The organism is Shewanella sp. ZOR0012 (assembly GCF_000798835.1).
GTDB classification, from domain to species: Bacteria; Pseudomonadota; Gammaproteobacteria; order Enterobacterales; family Shewanellaceae; genus Shewanella; species Shewanella xiamenensis.
In genome coordinates, this window is sequence record NZ_JTLE01000094.1 from 1,983,847 (window position 1) to 2,008,383 (window position 24,537).

19 protein-coding genes are annotated in these 24,537 nt (G+C 46.1%); 10 read left to right on the plus strand and 9 right to left on the minus strand.

The annotated features are described in order from the left end of the window. Both L976_RS23520 and L976_RS10310 read right to left on the minus strand, forming a co-directional pair. Positions 1 to 244: hypothetical protein (locus tag L976_RS23520; RefSeq protein ID WP_197062273.1), on the minus strand; the 244-nt coding region annotated here is incomplete at its 3' end. A 298-nt stretch (positions 245 to 542) separates the two neighbouring features. After that, on the minus strand, positions 543 to 1,853 hold the full coding sequence (locus L976_RS10310; protein ID WP_052183991.1) for an HD domain-containing phosphohydrolase: 1,311 nt from the start codon (positions 1,851 to 1,853) through the stop codon (positions 543 to 545). A 92-nt stretch (positions 1,854 to 1,945) separates the two neighbouring features. Between L976_RS10310 and L976_RS10315 the strand changes: the two genes are divergently transcribed. The 4 genes from L976_RS10315 to L976_RS10330 all read left to right on the plus strand — a co-directional run bounded on the left by L976_RS10315 (position 1,946) and on the right by L976_RS10330 (position 7,940). Beyond that, positions 1,946 to 2,524 carry a response regulator gene (locus L976_RS10315; protein WP_047536517.1) on the plus strand — a complete coding sequence of 193 codons (579 nt, stop codon included), beginning with the start codon at positions 1,946 to 1,948 and terminating at the stop codon, positions 2,522 to 2,524. An 8-nt stretch (positions 2,525 to 2,532) separates the two neighbouring features. Next, positions 2,533 to 4,509 carry an EAL domain-containing protein gene (locus L976_RS10320; protein WP_047536519.1) on the plus strand — a complete coding sequence of 659 codons (1,977 nt, stop codon included), beginning with the start codon at positions 2,533 to 2,535 and terminating at the stop codon, positions 4,507 to 4,509. A 9-nt stretch (positions 4,510 to 4,518) separates the two neighbouring features. Then, complete coding sequence (locus L976_RS10325; RefSeq protein WP_037419113.1) at positions 4,519 to 5,631, plus strand: HDOD domain-containing protein; 1,113 nt, start codon at positions 4,519 to 4,521, stop codon at positions 5,629 to 5,631. Positions 5,632 to 5,927: 296 nt separating this feature from the next. Then, positions 5,928 to 7,940, plus strand: coding sequence for a cation:proton antiporter (locus L976_RS10330; RefSeq protein WP_047536521.1), 2,013 nt, complete (start codon positions 5,928 to 5,930; stop codon positions 7,938 to 7,940). Between the two features lie 154 nt (positions 7,941 to 8,094). Here L976_RS10330 and fadE read toward each other — a convergent pair whose 3' ends face one another. Next, entirely contained in the window at positions 8,095 to 10,542 is a 2,448-nt protein-coding gene (gene fadE, locus L976_RS10335) for an acyl-CoA dehydrogenase FadE (protein WP_047536523.1), read from the minus strand. Between the two features lie 244 nt (positions 10,543 to 10,786). Here fadE and L976_RS10340 point away from each other — a divergent pair, with 244 nt between their 5' ends. After that, positions 10,787 to 11,566 carry a class II glutamine amidotransferase gene (locus tag L976_RS10340; RefSeq protein WP_047536525.1) on the plus strand — a complete coding sequence of 260 codons (780 nt, stop codon included), beginning with the start codon at positions 10,787 to 10,789 and terminating at the stop codon, positions 11,564 to 11,566. Positions 11,567 to 11,717: 151 nt separating this feature from the next. Here the strand turns inward: L976_RS10340 and L976_RS10345 are convergent, their stop codons facing one another. Together L976_RS10345 and L976_RS10350 are read right to left on the minus strand one after the other, a co-directional pair. Continuing rightward, a complete protein-coding gene (locus L976_RS10345; protein ID WP_047536527.1) occupies positions 11,718 to 12,515 on the minus strand; it encodes a DUF3108 domain-containing protein in 798 nt (265 codons plus the stop codon). Positions 12,516 to 12,642: 127 nt separating this feature from the next. Further along, complete coding sequence (locus tag L976_RS10350) at positions 12,643 to 13,086, minus strand: MGMT family protein (protein ID WP_139122654.1); 444 nt, start codon at positions 13,084 to 13,086, stop codon at positions 12,643 to 12,645. Between the two features lie 210 nt (positions 13,087 to 13,296). Between L976_RS10350 and def the strand changes: the two genes are divergently transcribed. Next, positions 13,297 to 13,788 (plus strand): peptide deformylase, encoded by a 492-nt coding sequence (gene def / locus L976_RS10355; protein ID WP_037427638.1) that lies wholly within the window; start codon positions 13,297 to 13,299, stop codon positions 13,786 to 13,788. A gap of 425 nt (positions 13,789 to 14,213) precedes the next feature. On the opposite strand, the gene L976_RS10360 is transcribed toward def, so the two are convergent. From L976_RS10360 to L976_RS10370, 3 genes are read right to left on the minus strand one after another with little or no spacing between them, the layout of a single operon-like run. Next, the gene (locus L976_RS10360; protein ID WP_047536531.1) at positions 14,214 to 14,897 is read right to left on the minus strand and encodes a type 1 glutamine amidotransferase domain-containing protein; all 684 of its coding nucleotides are present in this window, start codon (positions 14,895 to 14,897) and stop codon (positions 14,214 to 14,216) included. 49 nt (positions 14,898 to 14,946) lie between these two features. Further along, complete coding sequence (locus L976_RS10365; RefSeq protein WP_047536533.1) at positions 14,947 to 16,356, minus strand: coniferyl aldehyde dehydrogenase; 1,410 nt, start codon at positions 16,354 to 16,356, stop codon at positions 14,947 to 14,949. 37 nt (positions 16,357 to 16,393) lie between these two features. Beyond that, positions 16,394 to 16,825 (minus strand): organic hydroperoxide resistance protein, encoded by a 432-nt coding sequence (locus tag L976_RS10370; RefSeq protein WP_047536535.1) that lies wholly within the window; start codon positions 16,823 to 16,825, stop codon positions 16,394 to 16,396. A gap of 116 nt (positions 16,826 to 16,941) precedes the next feature. Between L976_RS10370 and L976_RS10375 the strand changes: the two genes are divergently transcribed. Beyond that, complete coding sequence (locus L976_RS10375) at positions 16,942 to 17,832, plus strand: LysR family transcriptional regulator (RefSeq protein WP_047536537.1); 891 nt, start codon at positions 16,942 to 16,944, stop codon at positions 17,830 to 17,832. A gap of 247 nt (positions 17,833 to 18,079) precedes the next feature. On the opposite strand, the gene L976_RS10380 is transcribed toward L976_RS10375, so the two are convergent. Continuing rightward, positions 18,080 to 19,213: a TolC family protein gene (locus L976_RS10380; protein ID WP_197062291.1), complete on the minus strand. Its 1,134-nt coding sequence runs from the start codon at positions 19,211 to 19,213 to the stop codon at positions 18,080 to 18,082. 418 nt (positions 19,214 to 19,631) lie between these two features. Between L976_RS10380 and L976_RS10385 the strand changes: the two genes are divergently transcribed. The 3 genes from L976_RS10385 (at position 19,632) to L976_RS10395 (ending at position 24,499) form a co-directional block, all read left to right on the plus strand. After that, a complete protein-coding gene (locus tag L976_RS10385) occupies positions 19,632 to 20,249 on the plus strand; it encodes a TetR/AcrR family transcriptional regulator (RefSeq protein ID WP_047540370.1) in 618 nt (205 codons plus the stop codon). A 183-nt stretch (positions 20,250 to 20,432) separates the two neighbouring features. Then, on the plus strand, positions 20,433 to 21,437 hold the full coding sequence (locus tag L976_RS10390) for an efflux RND transporter periplasmic adaptor subunit (RefSeq protein ID WP_197062274.1): 1,005 nt from the start codon (positions 20,433 to 20,435) through the stop codon (positions 21,435 to 21,437). After that, positions 21,434 to 24,499, plus strand: coding sequence for an efflux RND transporter permease subunit (locus tag L976_RS10395; protein WP_047536541.1), 3,066 nt, complete (start codon positions 21,434 to 21,436; stop codon positions 24,497 to 24,499). Before L976_RS10390 ends, L976_RS10395 begins: the two co-directional genes overlap by 4 nt. The last annotated feature ends 38 nt before the right edge of the window (positions 24,500 to 24,537 follow it).

Here is a 24,537-nt window from a genome sequence, read left to right on the forward strand (position 1 = left end):
GTGTGCATGCTAAAATACTCAGCTCAGTACTTTCTGGGTTGCAAGTTACGATTAATTGAAGATCAGGTTTTAGCTCCTGTTTGACTAGTGAAAATAAGACGCTAAAGGGCATAGCTTGGTCTATGTTTTCCGTCAAAGCTTGCATCGATTTTGAAATTAAATTATTGAGTATTTTAAACTCTAATAATTCCTGATTTTCTGCTCTTAATTGTATCAGCAATTGCTGTTGGTCATTTTTATTCATTCAATAGTCCAAATTGCACAGCTAACTTTATAAGAGTATTAGTCGTTTTGACACAGTTGAAAGAGAGCACGTATGTCAACGTTACAAATGCTAATCGAAGGGATGAAAGTTAGCTTTGTATCAACACTGAGTATAGCTTCGTTTAGCTTGCCAATAATCACCGCAATGGTCATAGGGATGATAACTGTTGAATATTTTCGCTCCTGTCGGACTTTTAACATCACAGCGTGGGCATTTTACATGTATTCAGGGAGTCATATATTTAATTCATCCCATTGATCTATAATGTTTATAAGCTTTAGTTTGTTTCTATTTCAACTAACAATTGCTCCTTATGTTTTAGCTGATACTTTGATAATTTATCAAGTGAAGCAGAGGTTAGTATATGTCCTTCAGGTAACAGCAGTATGTGCTTAAGATTGTATAAGTTTTGCTTTAATTTCATACCGGCTTTGAGTGCACTCACTTGTAGTCCTCTTCTTGCTTTGTTTGCTATGTCTACTTCTTCGGAAGTGACTAAAATTGACAAAGCGTTGACTATCACTGGGTCATAATAACTGCCCTGGCGTAGTTTTATTGCGTCAAAGCCGTCAGCCATGCTTTTTTTATTACCATCGTATCGGCCTTCAACATGCAGCCAAAAATCTCTCGCTACTGCCAATATTCGTGACCCAAGAGGGATGTCTACGCCTGCTTTTTGAGCGGGTTCACCACCGCCATTAAAGCGTTCTAATTGATTGCCGATGATGAGTGACATTTCGCTTAAATGTATCGCCGGCAGTAAGATCTCTTCGGCATGTAATGGATGTTCATTAAATAAACGACGTTCACGATCATAGAGGTCGGTATATGCCGTTTCAGCTATTTTGGTGGGGAGCGCGATTTTACCGATTTCTGAAAATAAGCCCGCTTTTGTTATCGTAACTACCTGTTCTGCGGGCAATTGCAATGCATTTGCAAGATATTCGCAGGTGGCGCTGATTTTACGGGCCAGTTCGCCACTGAGTGGTGGATAACTCACGATGATATTGTAGAGTACCTCTAAGGTAGCAGCTTCATCTTTTTGTCGTTCACTTGCTAAGTTTTTGAATTTTAATAGTGTTTGCTTAAGTTGTTCTGTACGTTTTTGAACGGTTTCCTCAAGGGAGTTATTGAGTTCTTTTAACTGTTTGTTTTGTGCGGCTACCTTGGCAGTAAGTTGTTTGTTTTGACGAATTAAGTGGTACATTGCTAATCCTTCGTCAACCACAGTTAATAGTTCTTGATTATCCCAAGGTTTTTGAACATATCTGTGGATTTTTCCAAGATTGATTGCAGAGACCGTCGAGGCAAGATCAGCATAACCGGTCATTAAAATGCGGTAAGCGTCTGGTTGTAATACCGCCGCTTTAGCTAAAAATTCTGCCCCCGTCATATTCGGCATGCGCATATCGGTGATAATGACATTGATTCTATGCTGCTTCATTAACTCTAAAGCTTGGCTCCCGCTATCAGCCAATAAAAGCTGCAGCTCCTTACCGATAAAAAGCCGCTGTAGCGATTTTAGAATACTGGCTTCATCGTCTACACACAAAATCAATGGCAGAGTGCTTTCAGATGGGGTTGGCATTAAGTCACCTATCGCATTTGTCCTATTTGTCTTATAGATTAAAATTATGCTATAAGTGTTAACTAAGCAAGAATAATCATGGGTACGAGAGCATGAAAACGCTCAAGCCAAGCGAGATTGCTCAATATTGCGATGTTCATCAACGCACAGTGAGTCGCTGGATCGCTAAAGGTCAATTAAAAGGTTACAAATTACCTGGACGGGGTAATTATCGAGTCTTGGTTGATGACTTCATTAGTTTTCTACATCAACAAAACATGCCAATGCCAGAAGCCTTTTTAGCCTCAAATAATAATGAGTTAATGGCTGATAAAAAGTCTATTCTTATCATTGATGATGAATTATCGATGCGAAATGCACTCAGGCGGGCACTCCATTCAACACCCTTTGCAATTTTATCGGCACAGGATGGTTTTCAGGCTGGGGTGAAAATTATTGCTGAAAAGCCAGATTTAATTCTTCTTGACCTGTCCTTACCTGGGTTGAATGGTTTTGAAGTTATCCAATTTATTCGAGAGCGACCGGAGTTAGCAAATATTAAAATTTTAGTATTATCAGGGCTTTCACCTAAAGAGTTAGCAGAGTCGATTAGATTAGGTGCGGATGATGCGATAGCAAAACCTTTTGATAATCATGATCTATTGGACAGAGTAAATATGCTCTTAAGCTAGAGGCCACAATGGATAACTCTTTACTACTAGTCGATGACGATGTTGGCATTTTAAAGGCCCTAAAACGCTTATTAACTCGTTTTGGCTATTCGGTAAAGACAGCTCAAAGTGGAGAAGAAGCGTTAAACCTATTACTCACTTATGATTGTAAAGTTGTTTTGACCGATTTTAGAATGCCCTATATGGATGGAGGGCTGTTACTTTCTAAAATCAAACGCTTATATCCTGAAGTCGTCGGGCTTGTCATTAGTGGTTATTCAGATTTTGAGTCGGTGAAATCATTACTTAATGCGGGTAGTGCGTATCGTTTTCTGCAAAAACCTTGGGAAGATAACGAGTTACTTGAAGAAATAGCGAATGCATTTACGCATCACAACAAACAGATTTTTCAACGCCAATCCCAAAAAATGTTGTTGGCTAGTTCCGATGCCTTACTCGAGATATCCCCATCTAATCAAATTGTGCATGCTAATATTGCGGCGACAAAGCTCTTGGGTTCAACCTTGGTCGAGGGACGTTTGCTTGATGAGTTTTTGGTTGAAACAGATAGGTTAACCTTGCAGGAACAGGCATTAGCAATCGGTCAGAGTGTATCTATTAGGTTATTGAATCACACTGAATTAGAAGTGAGTTGTCGTTTAGCTGGTCCTTCTGGGGTCGTTTTGTGTTTAAATCCCGTGACTGATGGAGAGTTGCTAAACACGGCATTTGAACTTCCTTCGCTGCTTAATTATCAGCAGCTTATCTCGGTGATAACACAATATCTCAATTCTCGCAGAGCTATGGTTCTCGTTGTTATCAAGATCAAAAGTTTTGAACTCTGGAGCCGCATGATTGGTTATTCAGAAGCGCAGCGGACTATCGAGCATATTGCATTACAGCTACTTAATTCCACTGGTACGGCAGGGGAGCTTGCACTACTAGCGAATGAACAATTTGTGCTTTGTTTACCTGATATTACCTCCGAGATGGACGCTTTACAGAAGGCCGCTTCAATTATTGACCCCGTGACTGGTAAAGCTAATTTGACCTCATCTAAGTTGGATTATGCTGTCAGTTACTGTCTTATACCCGACGATGGTGATGAGCCTCGAGCCGTTCTGAATAATTTATTACTGGGTAATCTGATGATGGCAGAAGACTCAGTCCGGATGTTCATGCGTTATGATCAGCAAGCTATTGAACGAAAAAAACACCAGATCTCATTAAATCAGGCGTTATTTCATGCGGTGCAACAGCGTCAACTTTTTCTGCATTTTCAGCCAAAATTTGATTTTGCCAAATATAATTTGTCCGGCTGTGAAGCCCTCATTCGTTGGCAGCACCCCGAATTTGGGATGGTTTCACCTGCGTTATTTATTCCTTTAGCTGAGCAACATGGCCAAATGGTGGATATTGGCTATTGGGTACTCAAAACGGCCTTTATTACTGCGGCCAGATGGCGGAGTGAAGGCATTCAATTTGGAAAAATGGCAATTAATATATCTGGTCGACAGTTAACTGAGCCTGATTTTATTCACTGGATAAAGCATCATATTCAGCTGACAGGCGTTTCACCGACAGATTTAGAATTTGAATTAACAGAAACTTTTTTGCTTAATAACCTTGAAGATTGCGCGATCACCCTTAAGGCGATTGCTGAACTCGGTATCAGTATTGCGATAGATGATTTTGGTACCGGTTATTCATCTTTGAGTTACTTGAGTAAACTACCTATTAATGTACTAAAAATTGACCGTTCACTTGTGCTCGATATTGAAAGTAATTTGAATACTGAAAGTTTAGTGGCTAATGTGGTCAGGTTAGCACATGATCTGAACATGAAAGTGGTTGTCGAGGGTATTGAAACATTGGACCAACTCAATATTGTCAAATCCTTAGGTTGTGATGTAGTGCAAGGGTACTGCATTTCTAAACCGCAATCTGAAGAGGAGTATTTAGCGCTATTGGCTTCTTTTGAAAGTCTTTCAGCTACAATGGCTTAGGAGAGAGTTATGTTTAATGTACTCTTTGTTGATGATGACAGTTTTATGCTTAGAGCTCTCTTGCGGCTAGCGAAAAGACTGAGACCTGATTGGCAGTTTTGGACTGAGGAGGATGGCCTAAACTGGGCAAAATCTATTGCTAATGATGTTAATGTCGATCTTATAATCTGCGATTATTTAATGCCTGATGTTAATGGCGATAGGGTACTCGTTGAGGTTTCAAAACATTATCCCCAGGCAATTAGAGCGTTACTTACAGGTGACACGACAGAGGAAGTAGTATGCAAAGCGGGCAAAACGGCTCATTTTGTATTGAGTAAACCCTTCAATGAACAGGATATTGTACAACTTCTGACCTCAGTAGAACGGGTTCATAAATTGCCATTCTCCCAAGACGTTAGAGCAATGTTGGGCGCAAGTGCTTTATTACTACCTCTGCCAGACATAGTGCAACAAGTCCGCAAAGTGCTTCTAAATCAGCAATCCGAAGCCGCCGATATCGTTGATCTTATTGCCCACGAACCAATTATTACCGCCAAATTATTACAACTCGCAAACTCCGCGTTTTTGGGTTTTAGCCGCACAACACTGTCAATTGAAGAGGCTATCAAACGCTTAGGGGTGGATTTAACTAGCGCTATTATTAGTTCCATCGCCATTGAGCAATCGGCGACGTCGATTATTGATAAGTCTGCACAGAGTAGAATTAACGAACATGCGTATCAGTTAGCGCTTAACGCTCAAAAAATCGCTAAAGCACTTAATTTACAAAAGAGTCTACAAGAAGAGCTATTTATTGCCGCTTTGATGTCGTCAATAGGTGAGTTGATTTTGGCATCTCGTATTTGGCAAGATTCGTTTGCGACTCAGTTTACGGAGTGGCCAGTGAGAAAACTCATCGTCTCTATATCAGCCTATCTTTTAACGCTTTGGGGGTATAGCGAATCCTTATGTGACAACATTTTATCCAGCGCAGAGCCTGAGGTGAGTAATGTTGAACATAATCTAGCCTTATTATTATGCTTGGCACACTATGCCACTAAATATCACGGCAGAATCCCCGATGAAATATTGAATAAGCTACCCGATGAGCAAATAAAACTAAAATTAGCTAATCTCTAACTCAAGATACATTTGTGGGCATTTAGATCTTACATATTTATTCGATCACTAACTTATCCCAACTTGCTGAATAGACTGCAACTTTATTCTCTGTCGCTTTCGTGTTTCCTATATAGCAATGTAACCCTTCGAACTCCCTTGGTATGTGAATAAAGTTGAATATCATCTAACTTATTTGCATCACTAGAGCGTGCTTTTTACTGCTATTGTTATCATTAACCGTTTATTTTCCTGAATGAAAAAGCGTGTTAGGTTAAATCCACAATCGCATGCCTCACCTAACGAAAGGATGTTTTATGGTTGAAAAAATCACTGGGATGCTAGCACTCATCGGCGTGCTTTCGCTTTTTTGTCAATGGCTTGGTTGGAAATTGAGATTACCTGCAATTTTACCACTACTACTCTGTGGTTTACTACTAGGTCCAGCATTTGGAGTGTTAAATCCCGATGCAATATTTGGGGATTTACTGTTTCCGATTATTTCCCTAGGCGTTGCCGTTATCCTGTTTGAGGGCGCATTAACCCTCAATTTTAAAGAGATTAAAGATCATGGCCGCATGGTGACTCACTTAGTGAGTATCGGCATGGTGATCACCTGGGGCTGTATCAGTGTTGCCACTTTTTACCTGCTGGATTTTAGCTGGGAAGTTGCACTGCTATTTGGTGCGTTGGTGGTGGTCACGGGGCCAACTGTGATAGTACCAATGCTGCGCAGCGTTAGGCCAAAGTCGCAGCTCGCGAGTATTTTACGCTGGGAAGGGATTGTGATTGACCCAATTGGCGCGCTGCTAGCGGTATTAGTGTTTGAATATATTACGGTATCTGGCAATCAAACTAGCCATGTACTCTATGCACTAGGTTCTATGCTCACACTTGGCTTAGGCTTAGGCGCTGCATCGGGTTACTTAATTGGCCAAGTGATCCGCCACAATTTATTGCCACACTATTTACGTAATACCGCAGTATTAACCCTCATGCTGGGGATTTTCGTCGGCTCAAATTTGTTGCAGGAAGAATCGGGATTACTCACCGTGACTGTGATGGGCATTTGGCTGGCGAATATGCGCGGCGTGGATATTGCTGAAATCCTTGAATTTAAAGAAACACTGACAGTTCTGCTGATCTCCGCATTATTTATCCTGTTAGCCGCCAGACTAGACTCGAATGCCATGATGGATTTAGGCTGGGGCGGAATTGGTGTACTCGCTGTGACCATGCTGATCGCACGGCCAGTTAGTATTTGGGTATCTGGCATAGGCACGTCATTATCAAAGGCCGATAAGTGGTTCCTATGTTGGATTGCTCCGCGGGGGATTGTGGCGGCGGCCGTGTCTTCATTATTCGCCATTAAGTTAGAGGCAAACAATGTGCAGGGCGCCGAAGCCATTGTACCTTTAGTGTTTTTAATCATTATCGGCACAGTGGTGATCCAAAGCCTAACCGCGGGCCGCTGGGCGAAATACCTTGGGGTTACGTCGGGTTCGGCGCAAGGATTATTAATTTTTGGTGCCTCCAAGTTTTCCCGCGAGCTGGCAAAAATCTTAAAAAGCAAAGATGTCAAAGTGCTGCTGGCCGACAGCAACTGGGATAATATTCGCCTTGCACGGATGGACAATATTCCGGTCTATTTTGGTAACCCTGCCTCGGAACATGCTGAAACCTATATGGATCTAACTGGGATTGGCCGCGTGCTGATCATGTCGCCTTATAGGCAGTTAAACCCGCTAGTGACCTTTTATTTTCAAGATGTATTAGGCGCTAAAAAGGTTTTTGGCCTTAATAATGCCGAGCAGGGCAGCGCGCGCCATCAATTGTCTGAGTCTTACAAACAGCGGCTATGTTTATTTGGTGATACGGTTTCCTATGCCAAAATCGCTAGTCAAATGGCGAAAGGAGCGCAACTTAAAGTCACTAACTTAACTGAAAACTTCACTTTCGAGCATTTCCGCAAGCGTTATGGCGAAACGGCATTGCCGTTAGTGTATCTAACCAAAGAAGGTAAAGTTGTGATTGTGTCAGGCAATAACAACCAATTCCCCAACGGCATTGAGTTGATTAGTTTATTGCCCGTTGAAGCCCTTGAAGAAGCGAAAATCCAACAGGCGATTGCAGAGCAAGAGGCGATAGTTGCACAGGCCAAAGCGGCGGAAGAAGCGGCCCTTGCGAAAGCCAAGGCCGAGGAGAAAGCAGAAGCTGAACGTCAACGACTTGAGCTCCAAGCGCAAATCAAGGCGGCGGAACAAACGCAACCTGAGGTTGAAGCACAAGATAACATCAACACATCGGATGAAACGTTGGTGAAGGGATAATAGGCAAGGCCAAGGTTAGCTAAGGATGAGCTTGGTATTTGCGAAGGGATAAGCCAGTTAAGTGAGACGAAAATAAAAAAGGCACTAGATTGTAGTGCCTTTTGTTTATTTAGATGGGCTTAGTTAGTACCGCTTAGCTAGTACAGCTTAGCGATTAAGCTGCGCGTTCCTGTGAAGTGGTAGAAATCACTTCAGGGCGCAGCTCTGCTGGGTCGAAGTCATCCACATTGATAGACTTCATACGGCCGATTTCGGCACGTTCCAACAGTTGTACTTCGCTGTCGCTTAGTACGCCTAAGGCTTTACCTTCAGCAGCGACTTTATCTAACCACATGAAAGGTAAACGTTTGCCACTGGCTTTACAGACTTTGTCGAATAAAGGTTCGGCGGCCAGAATATCCTTCAGCGTTTGCTCTTGGATACCCACAGCATTGTGCTCAGAGTTAGTCCAGAATTGGCCTTTACCTAAACGATCACGGCTTTCACAGGGCGTTTGCATTATCTTGGCCACTTTATGATCTAACACATCGCTTGGACGTTTCAGTGGACGACCAAATGGGAACATGATGGCGCGTAATACGCCGCCCAGACCCATAGGGAAGTTATCCAGTAAATCGTCTAATGAAGCCTGTAACTTGTACAGAGCATCTTCAACCGCCCATTGTACCAGTGGTAGATCGTCGGTTTGACGGCCTTCATCTTGATAACGTTTTAAGGTCGCAGAAGCGAGGTATAACTGGCTTAACAGATCGCCTAAGCGGGCAGAAATACGCTCTTTACGTTTTAAGTTACCGCCTAAGGTTGCCATGGCCAAGTCTGATAGCAGGGCAAGGTTAGCACAGAAACGGTTCATATGTTGATAATAACGTTTGGTTTTATCTGAGTATGGCGCGTTAGAGAAACGGCTTGATGTCAGACCTAACCAGAAGCAACGGACAAAGTTACTGGTCGCAAAACCAATGTGACCGAAGATGGCCGCATCGAAGTTGGCTAAGCCTTGGCCAGACTCAGTATCAAACGCTGACTCCATTTCGGCCAATACATAAGGATGACAACGAATAGCGCCTTGACCGTAGATGATCATCGAACGTGTCAGGATGTTTGCGCCTTCAACGGTAATCGCAATCGGAGCCGCTTGATAGCCACGGCCTAAGTAGTTGTTAGGGCCTAAGCACACACCTTTACCACCGTGGATGTCCATGGCGTCGATAACGCATTTCTGCATCCGATCAGTCAGGTGATATTTCACTATAGCCGAGATAACTGAAGGTTTTTCACCTAAGTCGATACCTGTGGTGGTTAATGAGGTCACGGCATCCATCAGGTAGGCGTTACCACCGATGCGTGCCATTGGCTCTTCAATCCCTTCCAACTTACCAATAGGCAGTTTGAATTGACGACGAATACGCGCATAGGCACCAGTTGCTAACGCCGCGGTTTTGACGCCACCGGCAGAGTTTGATGGCAGGGTGATACCACGGCCAACAGATAAACACTCAACCAGCATACGCCAGCCTTGGCCAGCCATTTTCGGACCACCGATGATAAAGCTTAATGGTACGAATACGTCTTTACCGCGAGTAGGACCGTTTTGGAACATACAGTTCAGCGGGAAGTGACGACGACCCGTTTCAACGCCTTCAACGTCTGTAGGAATAAGCGCGCAGGTAATGCCCAGCTCTTCTTTATCGCCTAACAGGTGATCAGGATCGCGCAGTTTAAAGGCTAAGCCTAATACAGTCGCAACAGGGGCGAGGGTGATATAACGCTTGTTCCAGGTTAAGCGCATACCTAAGACTTCTTCGCCTTCCCATTGGCCTTTACACACGATACCAAAGTCAGGGATAGAGCCGGCATCGCTACCAGCCTCTGGGCTAGTTAACGCGAAACAAGGGACTTCTAGCCCTTTGGCTAAACGTGGCAGGTAATAGTTTTGCTGCTCTGGCGTACCATAGTGTTGTAACAGTTCGCCAGGGCCTAAGGAGTTAGGCACACCTACAGTGGATGCCAGCTCGCTGCTTAACCCCGCAAGCTTTTGCAGTACGCGTGATTGGGCGTAGGCTGAGTATTCTAAACCGCCGTATTTTTTCTTGATGATCATGGCGAAGAAGCCGTGATCTTTCAGGTATTGCCATACTTCAGCAGGCAAATCAGCAAGTTGGTGTGATACTTGGTGTTGATTCACCATGCGGCACACTTCTTCAACTGGACCGTCTAAGAAGGCTTGCTCATCGGCACTTAAACGAGCGACAGGGTAGTTGTGGAGTTTTTTCCAGTTTGGGTTACCCGCAAACAGATCGGCTTCCCACCAAGTGGTACCAGCTTCAATCGCTTCTTTTTCGGTTGAAGACATTTCGGGCATGATGCCACGGTACATTTTCATCAGTGGGCGACTGATAACATTTTGTCTAAATGCTCTGATATTGAGTGGCATCGCGATCACCAGGAAGATAATCCAAGAGATAGGGCCGACAACATCGAGTGTCCATCCGGCTGTCATCACAACAGCGGCTGCAATAGTGGCAGTGAGCAAAGATACCCGAAGGTAAGCTAGGGCTCCTAGCACTAAGATCATGGCGATGATCCAAAGTAGGGTAGTCACTGTAATTTCTCCTTAAGTATGACCGAGTGCCAATCACAGGTCATAACGAGTTTTATTGATTGCGATCACAATTATAGTTTGTGGTCTGACCTGTGTCGCATAAAAGTTAAACCTAAGGCCGTTTTAATACAAGTATTTTTCAAACAATTGTTTAAATTTTTTGTCACCTTTGATCATTCCACAAATGTCATCAACTAGTTACAATGCAAAACTGTGGATATTTGGATTAAGAAAGGCGATAAACATGTGTGAGTTACTGGCGATGAGCGCCAATGTGCCGACCGATATTGTGTTTAGTTTTACGGGTTTAGCACAGCGTGGTGGCGTCACTGGGCCCCATGTTGACGGTTGGGGGATCACTTTCTATGAGGGCCGTGGCAGCAGAACTTTTAAAGATGCTTGCCCGAGTAGTGAGTCGCACATTGCAAAATTGATCAAATCCTATCCGATTAAAAGCGAGGTGGTGATAAGCCATATTCGTCAGGCCAATCGCGGCTGTGTTTCCCTTGAAAATACTCATCCATTCACCCGTGAGTTGTGGGGCCGTTATTGGACCTATGCTCATAATGGTCAGTTAAGCGACTATCAGGCGAAGTTTCAGGTGTCTCGTTATCAGAGTGTTGGTGATACCGACAGCGAGCTGGCTTTTTGCTGGATATTGGAGCAAATCGCGGCCAAGTTTGGTGATCGTCGGCCTGAAGATATGCAAGCGGTATTTCGATTTGTGGCAACGCTGGCCGATGAGATCCGTGCCTTAGGTGTGTTTAATATGATCCTCAGCGATGGCGAATACTTGATGAGTTATTGCAGTAATAATCTGTGTTACATCACCCGCACGGCGCCGTTTGGCAAGGCAAAATTACTTGATACCGATGTAGTGATTGATTTTGATAAAGAAACCACGCCACACGATGTCGTGACTGTAATTGCCACTCGGCCGCTAACCGAAAACGAAGACTGGCAGGTGATGCGACCCGGTAATTGGAAGTTGTTCCGCTTAGGTGAGCTGCTTATCGATTTGTAATTGGGGCGCTGTCACAGTCATTGCACTTTGACGGAATTCAATAAGACACAAAAGGCCAAACGGAGTCACTCACGTTTGGCCTTTTGTGCTGTTACGGCATCTTAGAAACAGCGCTAAATCCATCTTAAATTGCGATAAATGTGTAACTGGCTTAATTCGCGCCTGTGCCGAGAAGTTTAGGTACTTTCTGCTCCGTCGGAACTTCAGTATCAACAGCAGCGGGCGTGGCTTCAACTGGCACATCGTCGAAATGATACTTAAGCAGTTTGATATCTAGCTGTTTGCTGCCTTTTTCAAAGTGCGTCAGACGAACGGGGAGGTAGGCTAAATCCGGCGCCATCCAAAAGAAGGTTTGGCGTTTATGATTGTCACGCACTACCTCAATTTTGACTGTATCATAACTGCCGCTTTCAATTGTCATCCGTTCCTTACCAATCACATGGAACTTATACTCATCGAGCTCGTTAGATTTAATCATTTTATAATCAAGCACTTCTTTGCCAGCGCTGATATCGAGTCGAAACTGCAGCTGCACCATTAACGGATCGAAAATATCGCCTTCGAAGGGGAATTTACCTTTTTCATCCTTATAACGGGTATGGATCATCCCTTGCCCCTTGGCAAAGGCGGTTTGCTCGATAAAATTCGGACCGACACCTTGGCGCTCATGCAAATAGCGCAGGGGTAATAATTGATTGCCCTCTTGGGCAAACTCACTCAGTACATGGCGCACATCGGTCAGTAATAACAGGCTAAGATCGCTGTCGAAGCGATATTTATAGACGCCATCCTCTATGGCTGGCAGTTGATACTTGGCCTTACCCAGTTCAACATCACCATAATTAACTTGATATTCAGCAGTTTGAGGCGTTAAAGGCGTTGGCGCCGCCATCGCAAATACGCTGTGGGTGAGTGCGAGACTCACGAATAACGTTGGAATTGTGCGCAATTAATGCTCCTTTATATCGCAAACAGAAAGCGTCTAACACTGCTTATCCTATGGCTCAGCTATCAAATTTAAGTGTTTATAACCGAGTTTATATTGGAATAAATAGTTTTTAGATCAATATATTAAATTAGAACGGAATTGACATCACTAAGGTTGCCATATCCGGTTGCCACTCACATTCAGACAAGTTCACTTTGCCACAGTTCACCATTACACCTTCAAGGCGCAATAATTCCATCTGTTCCTGAAAGGAGGCTGAATGTTTTTCGAAGGAAATTTTTCCTTGGCTATTGAGTACTCTATGCCAAGGAAGTGACAAATGTTCGGGGGCCAATTTGAGAGCCCTGGATACATAGCGAGCGCGTCCTGGTAACCCTGCGAAATCGGCGATCTTACCATAACTGCTCACTTTGCCGGGCGGGATCATCGCTACAATCTGCCAAATCTTCGCCATGGGTGATAGGGCATGACTTCGTATATCTTGTGTATTGTCTAACTCGTCTGGCGTATTAGCCTTATCTTGCTCTAAGTAGCGATAAAGTGGAGACTTATCTTTTGCAAACCGCATGATGATGCCAAATAAAACCATGAAAAAGGTGAGCCAGTGTAGCGTTAAACAAAGGCCAAGTGAAATAGAGGCTAGTTTGAAAAGCCGTAATTTAAATCTAAAAAATCGATTGTAATGATTTTTATTAAACTATTTAGTTTTGAATATTGAGAAAACACAGGAATAGTTCATAATGGCGCCAATTTTTTTGACTCCATAAGAGATGAAACAGGCATGGCTGTACTCGATATTCTGACAATTCCCGATGAACGTCTAAAACGCAAAGCGCAACCCGTAAAAGATATAGAAGCAATTCAGGGATTTATCGATGACTTAATCGAAACCATGTACCACACTGACGATGGTATCGGTCTGGCCTCTACCCAAGTGGGCAGTACAGATGCGGTGATTGTGATCGATTTATCCGAAACCCGTGACCAACCCTTAGTGCTGATTAATCCAGAGATTGTTGAAAAGTCTGGCGAGTATGTGGGTGAAGAAGGCTGTCTTTCAATCCCAGGTTACCGCGCCAAAGTGAGCCGTTTCGAAAAGGTCAAAGTCACCGCCTTAGACAGACAAGGCAAAGCGGTTGAAATCGAAACCGACGACTTTTTAGCCATTGTTTTGCAACACGAAATTGATCATTTACACGGTAAAGTGTTTATCGAGCATTTATCGGCATTGAAGCAACAAATCGCCTTAAAAAAGGTACGTAAATACGCCTAATTTCCCCAATGTCTTGCTCTGCAAAGCCGCACATTAGATTGCGGCTTTGCTGTTTCTAGGCGGCATTACCCGTCGTACTCATGGTGATAAAATTGTTACGTTGTTGAATGTTTATCTAGATACACGCAAAACGAGTCTGTTATCAGCATCTATGGGCTAACTACGATGGTAATAACAAAAAATCATCAAAAGCATGTTGTGCTAGCAGGTTTGGCACGAAATGGGTACAAAATTAAGCTAGGTTGAGCTTGATTTTTGCACATTTTATGCCGTATCAGTTAGTTACACTGGGCGTGGTGCAACTGTCGTCTTAACTCCTCAAGTTTAATTATTAGCGAAGATGAAAGCCCTCACTATCGGTGGTGAGGGCTTTAATACCTGTCCAGAGTATTAAAAACACTTAGCAAAATGTTCTGTGCTCATCTCTATACATCAGATAACTGCTTTAATAGAGCGATGGCTACAGGTTCAGAGCTGGCGGGATTTTGACCCGTGATCAATGTGCCATCTTCTACAACAAAAGGCGCCCAGTTTTGGATTTTTTGGTAATTCGCTCCCAGACGAATAAACTCATCCTCAATCAAAAACGGTACCACGTCGGTGAGTTGCACATCCGCTTCCTCGCCATTCGTAAAACCTGTCACATTGCGGCCCTTAATCAATGGTTCGCCATTGGGTGTAGTCACGTGGCGTAAGACAGCGGGAGCGTGGCAGACAAATCCTGTTGGTTTGTTGGCCGCCGTAAAGGCTTGAATTAATTTAATTGAATCTTCTGAGTTGGTTAAATCCCATAATGGGCCATGACCACCAGGATAAAACACGGCATCATAGTCTTCTGCCTTAACCGTCTCTAATTTCACTGTATTAGCTAAAGCGTGTTGAGCTGTAAGATCTTGGTTGAATCTATGGGTTAAATCGGTTTGAAAATCCTCAAGCTCGCTCTTGGGATCGAGTGGCGGTTGACCACCAAGAGGAGACGCTAACACTATATCAGCCCCCGCATCTTTGAAGGTGTAATAGGGCGCCGCAAACTCTTCTAACCAAAAGCCAGTTTTGTGGCCTGTATTACCCAGTTCGCTATGTGAAGTTAGTACCATTAGAATTTTCATGTATTTTTCCTCAACCCGCTCAGCGGGTTTCAATAAATAGTGTGTGTTATTAAGCGATAAATAGTGATTTCAACATGGCATGTTTCTGTTGATATGGGGCTCGTAAACGTAAATTTGAAGCGCCATCTTCACTTTGAACAACTACGGGCTTGGCATGGCTGAAACGTCTAAAACCGTGAATACCATGATAAGCTCCGATCCCAGAAGCGCCGACGCCGCCAAAGGGTAAGGTATCGATAGAAGCATGCGTCATGAGATCGTTAATCACCAACGCTCCTGATGTTGTACTCATGGAAAACGAATGCTGCTTGCTGTCATTTCCAAAATAATAAGCGGCGAGAGGCCTTGGGTGCGCATTAATATATGTAACCGCTTCATCTATCTGTTGATAGATTTTGATTGGTAGCAGTGGGCCAAAGATTTCCTCTTGCATCACTAACATATCCTCTGTGACATTCAAGATAATGTGAGGGGCAATCTTGCGTGTAATGGCATCAAAATCTGGCTCTCCAGCGGGAGCTAGGCTGATGATTTCTGCTCCCTTTTCTTTGGCGTCATAGATAAGGGCTACCAAGCGCTCAAAGTGTCTTTGACTGATGATTGAAGTGTAATCATCATTTTGCTGTATGGCTGGAAAGTTTTCAGCCATAAAGCGGCGTGTCGCAGTGACAAAGTCGCTAGCTGCTGCCTGAGGCAATAGTATGTAATCAGGTGATACACAAATCTGGCCTGCATTAAATGTTTTGACCGTCATAGTGCGTTCGGCGGCGACTTGAATATTGGCATCTGCTGCAATCACAACGGGGGATTTACCGCCCAGCTCTAATGTAACTGGCACTAAGTTTTCAGCTGCGGCACGCATGACCTGCTTTCCAATTGCGGTGCTCCCCGTGAAGACCAAATGATCAAATGGTAAAGCACTAAATGCCTGTCCAACTTCAGCATCACCTAATACTACGACCAACTCGTGTGGTTCAAAGTATTGGGTGACCAATTCTGCAAGTAGCAATGAGGTCGTGGGCGTTAACTCTGAAGGTTTAAGCATGGCTGTATTACCAGCGGCAAAGACGCCCGCTAGAGGGCCGAATGCGAGATTCAGTGGAAAATTCCAAGGGCTGATAATGCCCACCACGCCAAGCGGTTGCTGCTCAATCCAGGTTTGCATGCCGTCAGCGGGTGCCGCCACTATTTCGGGTTGCATCCATTGTTCTACATGCTCGGCAGCAAACTTTAATGCACTGATAGTACTTGCGATATCGGCCAGCAGTGACTGATAGCCACTGCGGTGACCAAAGTCGGCACTGATGGCGGCCGAGAGTTGCACGTGATTTTCGTTAAGTAATTTTACTGCTCGTAATAATCTGTCATGGCGAACCGCCGCATCAGTTACGCCTAATTTGAGGTGTGAACTTTTTAAGCCGCTGAGTATGCTCTGTAATTCTTGTTTTGTTTGCTTCATTGGTGTTTTTACTCCATTCACATGAACTTAGTTTGATTCAAATAATGTTTAATTGAACGTCAATGTTGCCGCGGGTGGCATTCGAGTAGGGGCATACTTGATGAGCTGCGTTAACCAGTGCTTGAGCCTGCTGCTTTTCAATGCCAGGTAATTCGATGTTGAGTGTGATGGCGAGGCCATATCCCTGGGTCTGTAATATGCCTATGCCAACTTGTGCAGTGACTTTTGCGTCATCTGGAACCTTTGGATAGGCTACTTTATGGGTCGCAACAACTGCTTTCATCGCGCTGAGAAAACAAGCGGCATAGCCCATAGCAAATAGCTGTTCTGGATTATTACCAAAACCTCGCCCGCCTAATTCTTTTGGAGCCCCCAACCAAATATGGAGTGAGCCATCTTCTGTTCTTGCATAGCCATCTCGTCCACCCGTTGCCGTAGCCGCCGTGCGATAAAGTTCATTCTTCAACATCACTATCTCCTTAATCGGAAGGTGTAAATTTGCGTTGAATGAATCATAAAAGAATTTTGAAGGACTAAGATAACAATGCTATTTTAGTGGGGGTATAAATAAATTTATGGGGTTGTATGTCATTAGTCCGGCTAAGAACGTTTATTGAAGTTTATCGACAACGCTCAATTAGTGGTGCTGCGCGTATGCTCAATCTGACGCAACCTGCGGTATCGCAGCATATTGCAGGACTTGAAGTGGCCGTTGGTCGGCCTTTATTTGAGCGTCAAGTCAACGGGGTATTACCGACTTCTGTTGCGGATGAGTTAGCTGCTGATATTGGCGATAAACTCGATGCGGCAGAAGCCGCCCTTGCGTCTGCGAGAGCGCGTTCTCGTGATGTCTCTGGTGCTTTGCAACTGATTGGCCATGCTGATTTTATGGCGGAAAATCTCGCGCCTCAATTAGCCCCACTGCTTGATGCGGGAATACGCGTTCGTATGCATGCAGGGGATGGCCCCATGGTCACGCAGATGTTATTGGAGGGACATTGTGATTTAGGTATTTCAGCTCATCCAGTGACCGATAATCGTCTAAAAAGTGAAATACTGCTGACAGATAAGGTGATTGCGGTCGCTTCTCCGAAGGTAGTTGAACGCATATTACAAGCGGCAGAGTTTGATCGTGCTTTACTGCAAGAGCCGCTATTAGCCTACAACTTAGAATTATCCTTAGTAGATGCTTGGCTGAGCGCCAACCGCATTGATGCGCACAATTTGATCCCCGCTATGGTAGGTCAAGATCTACGAGCCCATAGAAACCTGTTGGTGCAGGGAATTGGTTGGTCTGTTCTTCCGCAATTTTTATGTGAAAAGCAACTTGACTCGGGTGAGTTAATGCTTATCCCGCCACCAAGAACTCAAACAGAAATTAATTACTACCTCATTTGGTTACCTAGCGCATTACGTCAGCCAAGAGTTGCTCATGCTCGAAGCGCGCTATTAGGTCTTCTACAAGGGGTTATGTAAGACGATGTATCTTTTTACGCTCATTAAATTGATTAGCATTTGCTGAGCATCAATACTAAAAGCATCAAGAAGTTTGGGGCGAAAGATCTCATAAAATATGTTTCCATCATGTCAACGAACGACTGAACTTCTAAACAGCAGGGGCGGTAATACAAATTTGTGTATTACCGGAATAATTGTCTCTTCCGAGACTTCATCGGTTCTTCTGGTTATCTATGATGTTTGGTTCCCGGCGAATATGCTGACATTATGGGGTATTCTCATCAGCTTCCCAGCCTCCGCCCAGTGCTTTATAGGCAGCTATTGCTGACGTTATGGTCTCGGCTATTGCAAGCGTTTCTTCATCCGATGCTCGCAGTAAACTTTCATCAGCCTGTAGTACCTCCAACTTGCTGGCTATTCCCTTCTGGTATGCGGAAAATGAGGCGTTACGTGCATGCTGAATAGCGTCAACCCCCTGCGATACAATCTCAGTCTGTTGTTCCCGTTTTGCTAATGTTGAGAACGTGTTTTCGACATCTTCAGTGGCTTTCAGAACCGCCAGTCTATAGGCAGCAAGCATTTCTGCTTCACGGCCTTTGGCTTGCGCAATCTGGGCATCTATTCGACCAAAATCAAATAAGCGCCAACGTAAACCAATGACGCCAGCCGCTTGGTTAGCGGCGTTGCTAAATAAATTTCCTTCTGTAATTGAGGTAGCACTTCCTAGCAGTCCACTCAATGAAAATTTTGGATAATACTCGGCAATCGCAACACCAATCTTTGCATTTGACGCTGCCAGATGCCGCTCTGCAATAATGAGGTCAGGGCGACGTGTGAGCAATTCACCGGGCGTACCCATGTTGATAGTGTTCGGGATAGAGGGAAGCGGAACGATTGCAGTAAGTTCTGCGCGATGTGATCCAGGAAGCGTACCCAGTATCACGTCTAGTGCGTTCATTGTTGTCTCTAGGCTTGCTTCCATCAGAGGAACAGTCGCCTGATATTGAGCGAGCATAGCTTGTGTTTGATGGACTTGGCGTTCAGGCACTAACCCCTTGCTGTAAAGGAGATTGGTCATATCGAGCATTTGCTGCTGCGTTTCTACTTGTTTGCGAGCGATGTCTAGTCGAGCTTGGATGGCGCGAATGTTGACGTAGATGCTGGCGGTTTGTGCGGCTACGGCCAGTCGTGTGGCCGCAATTCCTGCCGACGTTGATTGGTACTCAGCTAGAGCAGCCTCTCGGTCTCGGCGGAGACCGCCAAACAAATCTAGTTCCCAACTTGCGTTCAGGTTGGTTTCGTAACTGCTGCCATAACGATCAAAACTTGGGGATGAGTTCAATATTTGTCCCAAAGGGGTTTCTACTGATTGGTAAGCGCGAGCGGCTTGCCCAGAGATACTGCCGGATGGGAGTAGAGCTTGCTCCTAGCCCTGCTCTTGCTTGAGCCAGTCGAGCCGTTGCCTGCGCCAGATCAAGGTTCTGGTCTAGGGCAATGGCGATGTAATGAGTTAGTTGCGCGTCACCAAATTTTTCCCACCACACGTCTAGCTGAGCATCGATCGTTGTTTCTTGTTTGCCAACAGAGTTCTGCCCATAAAAGTGATTGGGGGTAGATAGTTTCGGAGGGGTATAGACAGGCCCTACAGCACAGCCAGCTAACATACTGGTTACCGTAAGCATGATGAATGAGTGTTTTAGACGCATATTATTACCAAGGATTGACAACGAGTGACCATGTTACCATTTGGTCACTCGTTGTCAATCTGGCCGTGACGCGTTAGAATTCAGATATGTATGGAAGTCAGAGAGAAGGTTATGAGTGAAGATTACAACAGTCCAGCGTTGAATCGAGGTCCTGTTGATCATGATGTGCGGGATCAGATTGTTATTGCTGCAACAGAACATTTCAGCCGCTACGGTTACGGTAAAACTACTGTCTCAGATTTGGCTAAATCAATTGGATTTTCAAAGGCATATATATACAAATTTTTTTCCTCTAAACAGGCCATTGGGGAAAGTATATGCACAAACTGTTTAGGTGAAATTGAGGCCGATGTTCGAAAAGCGATAGAGGATGTTGACCAACCGCCAGAGAAGCTACGCCGAATGTTTAAAGAAATTGTTCAGGCAAGCTTTCGGTTATTTTCCCAAGACCAAAAGCTCTATGAAATTGCCGCTTCAGCCGCTGCAGAACGTTGGCAGGCAACCATTTACTATGAGCAAAACATCAAGGCGCTACTGCAAGGGATCCTTCAAGAAGGGCGTCAATCGGGAGATTTTGAGCGTAAAACACCGTTAGATGAAATAACAACAGCCATTTATCTTGTCATGAGGCCATATATGAATCCCCTCATGTTGCAACATAATTTTGACTTCATTGAAGAGGCTCCTGTCCAGCTCTCAAATTTGGTTCTTCGTAGTCTTGCACCATAAAATTGATGTGACTATTGACTAAATTGGTCACTAGAATGATAATTGCACTCCTGAACAGTTCTTCATGGAGGCTTATGTATGTCTCGTCACAATATACTTACAATAGCAATTATTACTTCGTTACCGCTGGTCTTGACGGCTTGCGGCGAAGAAAACAAAACTGATCCTCGTACCGAAGCGCCATTGGTACGGACCGTTAAGATTGATTCGCCTCGTGCTGAATCTCGCTCATTCACTGGTGTCGTAGCGGCTCGTATAGAAAGCGATCTTGGTTTTCGGGTATCCGGTAAGGTGCTAAAACGCCTTGTGGATACCGGGCAAATGGTGAAGCGGGGGCAAGTACTGATGCAACTTGACCCGGTAGACCTAAAGCTTGCGGCTCATGCCCAACAAGAGGCGGTTGTGGCGGCTGAAGCTAAGGCGAAACAAGCGGCGGAAGATGAGGCTCGATACCGGGATTTGCGTGGTACTGGCGCTATATCTGCCTCAGCTTACGATCAAGTAAAAGCAGCTGCGGATACGGCAGCTGCTCAACTTCGTGCAGCACAAGCTGAAGTGGCAATCAATGCTACTCGGTATACGGATCTTGTCGCCGATGCTGATGGGACTGTGGTTGCAACGCTTACTGAGCCTGGGCAAGTTGTCAGTGCTGGTCAGATAGTTGTCCGAGTTGCACACGCCGGGGCTCGTGAAGCAGTGATCCAACTACCTGAAACTCTGCGGCCTTCATTGGGTTCTTCTGGGCAGGCACAGCTTTTTGGTCGGCCTGATATGACGTCGGTTGCAACGCTCAGACAGCTTTCAGATGCTGCAGACCCAATGACTCGTACCTTTGAAGCGCGATATGTTTTGACAGGAACGCTTGGCAGTGCACCTTTAGGTTCCACTGTAACCGTCAAGATTGCTAACGATGCTTTGACAACAGAAGGTAGTTTCAATGTCCCACTTGGGGCTTTATTCGACGCGGGTAAAGGAGCTGGCGTTTGGAGTATCAATGGCACACCTACAAAAGTTTCGTGGCGTCCAGTCACCGTTCTAAACATTAGCGATAATTTTGCGCGTGTCTCCGGCCAAATCAATCAAGGAGATCTGATAGTAGCACTTGGTTCTCACTTGTTACATGAGGGTGAACTGGTGCGCGTCTCTGTTCCAGCCTCGACTACTACCGTCGCGGGAGTTCGTCCATGAGTGAGCATCGTTTTAACCTGTCAGCACTTGCGGTGCGCGAACGTAGCGTAACATTGTTTCTTATCTTCCTGATCGCTGCCGCCGGTATCCTCGCGTTTTTCCAGCTCGGGCGTGCAGAAGATCCACCATTTACCATCAAGCAGATGACAATCGTCACCGCTTGGCCAGGGGCCACGGCGCAGGAAATGCAAGATCAGGTCGCTGAACCGCTGGAAAAACGCCTACAGGAGTTGCGTTGGTATGATCGTGCGGAAACCTTCACCCGTCCCGGTCTGGCTATCACCATGCTTTCTTTTCTTGACAGTGCGCCGCCTTCGGAGATTCAGGAGGAGTTTTATCAGGCACGTAAAAAGATGGGGGATGAAGCCAAAAATTTACCTGCCGGCGTCGTCGGCCCCATTATCAACGACGAATATGCCGATGTGACGTTTGCGCTCTTCGCGCTCAAAGCCAAAGGCGAACCGCAGCGGCTGCTGGTGCGGGATGCGGAAACCTTACGCCAGCAACTGTTGCACGTTCCCGGGGTGAAGAAAGTCAATATTATCGGCGAGCAACCTGAACGCATTTTCGTCTCGTTCTCCCACGACCGATTGGCAACGCTTGGCGTCACACCGCAAGATATCTTTGCCGCGCTCAACAACCAAAACGTACTAACTCCGGCAGGCTCCATCGAAACCAACGGGCCGCAAGTGTTCGTACGTGTCGACGGCGCATTCGATAACCTAGAGAAAATCCATCAGACGCCTATCGTGGTGCAGGGAAGGACACTGAAATTATCCGATGTCGCCACCGTCGAGCGTGGTTATGAAGACCCCTCGACCTTCATGGTTCGCAGCAACGGTGAACCAGCGTTGTTGCTGGGCATCGTGATGCGTGATGACTGGAATGGGCTTAAGCTCGGCGAAGCGCTTGAAGCGGAAGTCACCAAAATCAACGCAGCGCTGCCCCTAGGCATGACCTTGAGCAAAGTGACTGATCAGGCCGTCAATATCAGTTCGGCTGTCGACGAATTTATGGTCAAATTCTTTGTCGCCTTGCTGGTGGTGATGGTGGTGTGTTTTGTCAGTATGGGCTGGCGCGTCGGTATTGTGGTCGCTGCAGCGGTGCCGCTGACGCTGGCGGCGGTGTTTGTCATCATGGCTGCTAGCGGCAAGAATTTCGACCGCATCACGCTGGGTTCGCTGATCCTTGCGCTGGGCTTGCTAGTGGATGACGCCATCATCGCCATCGAAATGATGGTGGTGAAAATGGAAGAGGGTTATAGCCGTATCAAAGCATCTGCCTACGCCTGGAGTCATACGGCAGCGCCGATGCTCTCTGGCACACTGGTTACCGCCATCGGCTTTATGCCGAACGGGTTCGCCCGCTCAACCGCTGGTGAATACACCAGCAATATGTTCTGGATTGTCGGTATTGCGCTGATCGCCTCTTGGGTGGTGGCGGTAGTGTTTACCCCCTATCTGGGGGTGAAAATGCTGCCGGATATCAAGAAGGTTGAAGGCGGACATGACGCCATTTATAACACCCGTAACTACAACCGTTTTCGGCAAGTGCTGGGGGCTGTTATTACCCGCAAATGGATCGTCGCTGGTGCGGTTATCACGCTGTTTGTGGTCTCTGTACTTGGTATGGGGGCAGTCAAGAAGCAGTTCTTCCCGACGTCTGATCGGCCTGAAGTGCTTGTGGAAGTGCAAATGCCATATGGCACCTCGATTGAACAAACCAGCGCCGCCACCGCGAAAGTTGAAGCTTGGCTGGCGCAGCAGCAAGAAGCGCGCGTTGTGACATCCTATATCGGCCAAGGTGCGCCGCGTTTCTTCTTGGCAATGTCGCCTGAATTACCCGATCCGTCGTTTGCCAAAATCGTAGTGCTTGCAGGTAACGACAAAGAGCGCGAAGCCCTCAAGTTCAGGTTGCGTGAGGCGATAGTTGGTGGCTTAGCGCCGGAGGCGCAGGTGCGTGTCACTCAGATAGTGTTTGGCCCGCCGTCACCGTTCCCCGTCGCCTACCGCGTTATGGGGCCTGATCCAGACAAGCTGCGCACCATCGCCGATGAAATCAAAACCGTCATGCGCGCAAGTCCGATGATGCATACCGTCAATACGGATTGGGGGCCGCGCGTTCCAACGTTGCACTTTACCCTCAATCAGGATCGACTCCAGGCGGTGGGGCTGACCACCAATTCGGTGTCCTTGCAACTGCAGTTCCTGCTGAGTGGAGTACCGATTACCTCGGTGCGCGAAGATATTCGTTCAGTGCAGGTTGTCGGCCGAGCTGCCGGTGACATTCGTCTTGATCCGGCTAAGATCGCCGACTTTACGCTGGTCGGTTCCGCAGGGCAACGTATTCCGTTGTCTCAGGTGGGTTCGGTGGATGTGCGCATGGAAGATCCGATCCTGCGACGTCGTGACCGCACGCCGACTATCACGGTTCGCGGTGACATCGCCGAAGGACTGCAGCCGCCGGACGTTTCCACCGTCATCATGACCCAGTTGCAGCCGATTATCGAGGATCTTCCGGCAGGCTACCGGATTGAACAGGCGGGCGCTATCGAGGAATCCGCTAAGGCGACTGTCGCCATGCTGCCGCTGTTCCCGATCATGATTGCCCTTACGCTGCTCATCATTATTTTGCAGGTGCGTTCGATTGCGGCGATGGTGATGGTATTCCTGACCAGTCCGCTGGGGGTAATCGGTGTGGTGCCGACCTTGCTGCTGTTCCAGCAACCGTTCGGCATCAACGCGCTGGTTGGCCTGATTGCGTTATCAGGGATCCTGATGCGCAACACGCTGATACTGATTGGGCAGATCCACCAAAACGGACAGGAGGGGTTGGACCCATTTCGTGCGGTCGTCGAAGCCACCGTACAGCGAGCCCGACCGGTGCTGCTGACGGCGCTGGCGGCAATTCTGGCGTTCATCCCGCTTACCCATTCGGTGTTCTGGGGAACGCTGGCCTATACGCTGATTGGCGGCACGTTGGCTGGGACAATCCTGACGCTGGTGTTTCTTCCAGCTATGTATTCTATCTGGTTCAAGATCAGACCTAGCCAAAGTAGCTGAGGTTTACGTGATTAACGTATGCATTTTGAGAGGAAATT

Coding starts and splice junctions, on each gene's coding strand:
- L976_RS10360 (WP_047536531.1), bottom strand. CDS start 14,897: ATGAAAATTCTAATGGTACTAACTTCACATAGCGAACTGGGTAATACA.
- L976_RS10340 (WP_047536525.1), top strand. CDS start 10,787: ATGTGTGAGTTACTGGCGATGAGCGCCAATGTGCCGACCGATATTGTG.
- L976_RS10370 (WP_047536535.1), bottom strand. CDS start 16,825: ATGTTGAAGAATGAACTTTATCGCACGGCGGCTACGGCAACGGGTGGA.
- L976_RS10365 (WP_047536533.1), bottom strand. CDS start 16,356: ATGAAGCAAACAAAACAAGAATTACAGAGCATACTCAGCGGCTTAAAA.
- L976_RS10395 (WP_047536541.1), top strand. CDS start 21,434: ATGAGTGAGCATCGTTTTAACCTGTCAGCACTTGCGGTGCGCGAACGT.
- L976_RS10320 (WP_047536519.1), top strand. CDS start 2,533: ATGGATAACTCTTTACTACTAGTCGATGACGATGTTGGCATTTTAAAG.
- L976_RS10330 (WP_047536521.1), top strand. CDS start 5,928: ATGGTTGAAAAAATCACTGGGATGCTAGCACTCATCGGCGTGCTTTCG.
- L976_RS10325 (WP_037419113.1), top strand. CDS start 4,519: ATGTTTAATGTACTCTTTGTTGATGATGACAGTTTTATGCTTAGAGCT.
- L976_RS10385 (WP_047540370.1), top strand. CDS start 19,632: ATGAGTGAAGATTACAACAGTCCAGCGTTGAATCGAGGTCCTGTTGAT.
- L976_RS10375 (WP_047536537.1), top strand. CDS start 16,942: ATGTCATTAGTCCGGCTAAGAACGTTTATTGAAGTTTATCGACAACGC.
- L976_RS10315 (WP_047536517.1), top strand. CDS start 1,946: ATGAAAACGCTCAAGCCAAGCGAGATTGCTCAATATTGCGATGTTCAT.
- def (WP_037427638.1), top strand. CDS start 13,297: ATGGCTGTACTCGATATTCTGACAATTCCCGATGAACGTCTAAAACGC.
- L976_RS10310 (WP_052183991.1), bottom strand. CDS start 1,853: ATGCCAACCCCATCTGAAAGCACTCTGCCATTGATTTTGTGTGTAGAC.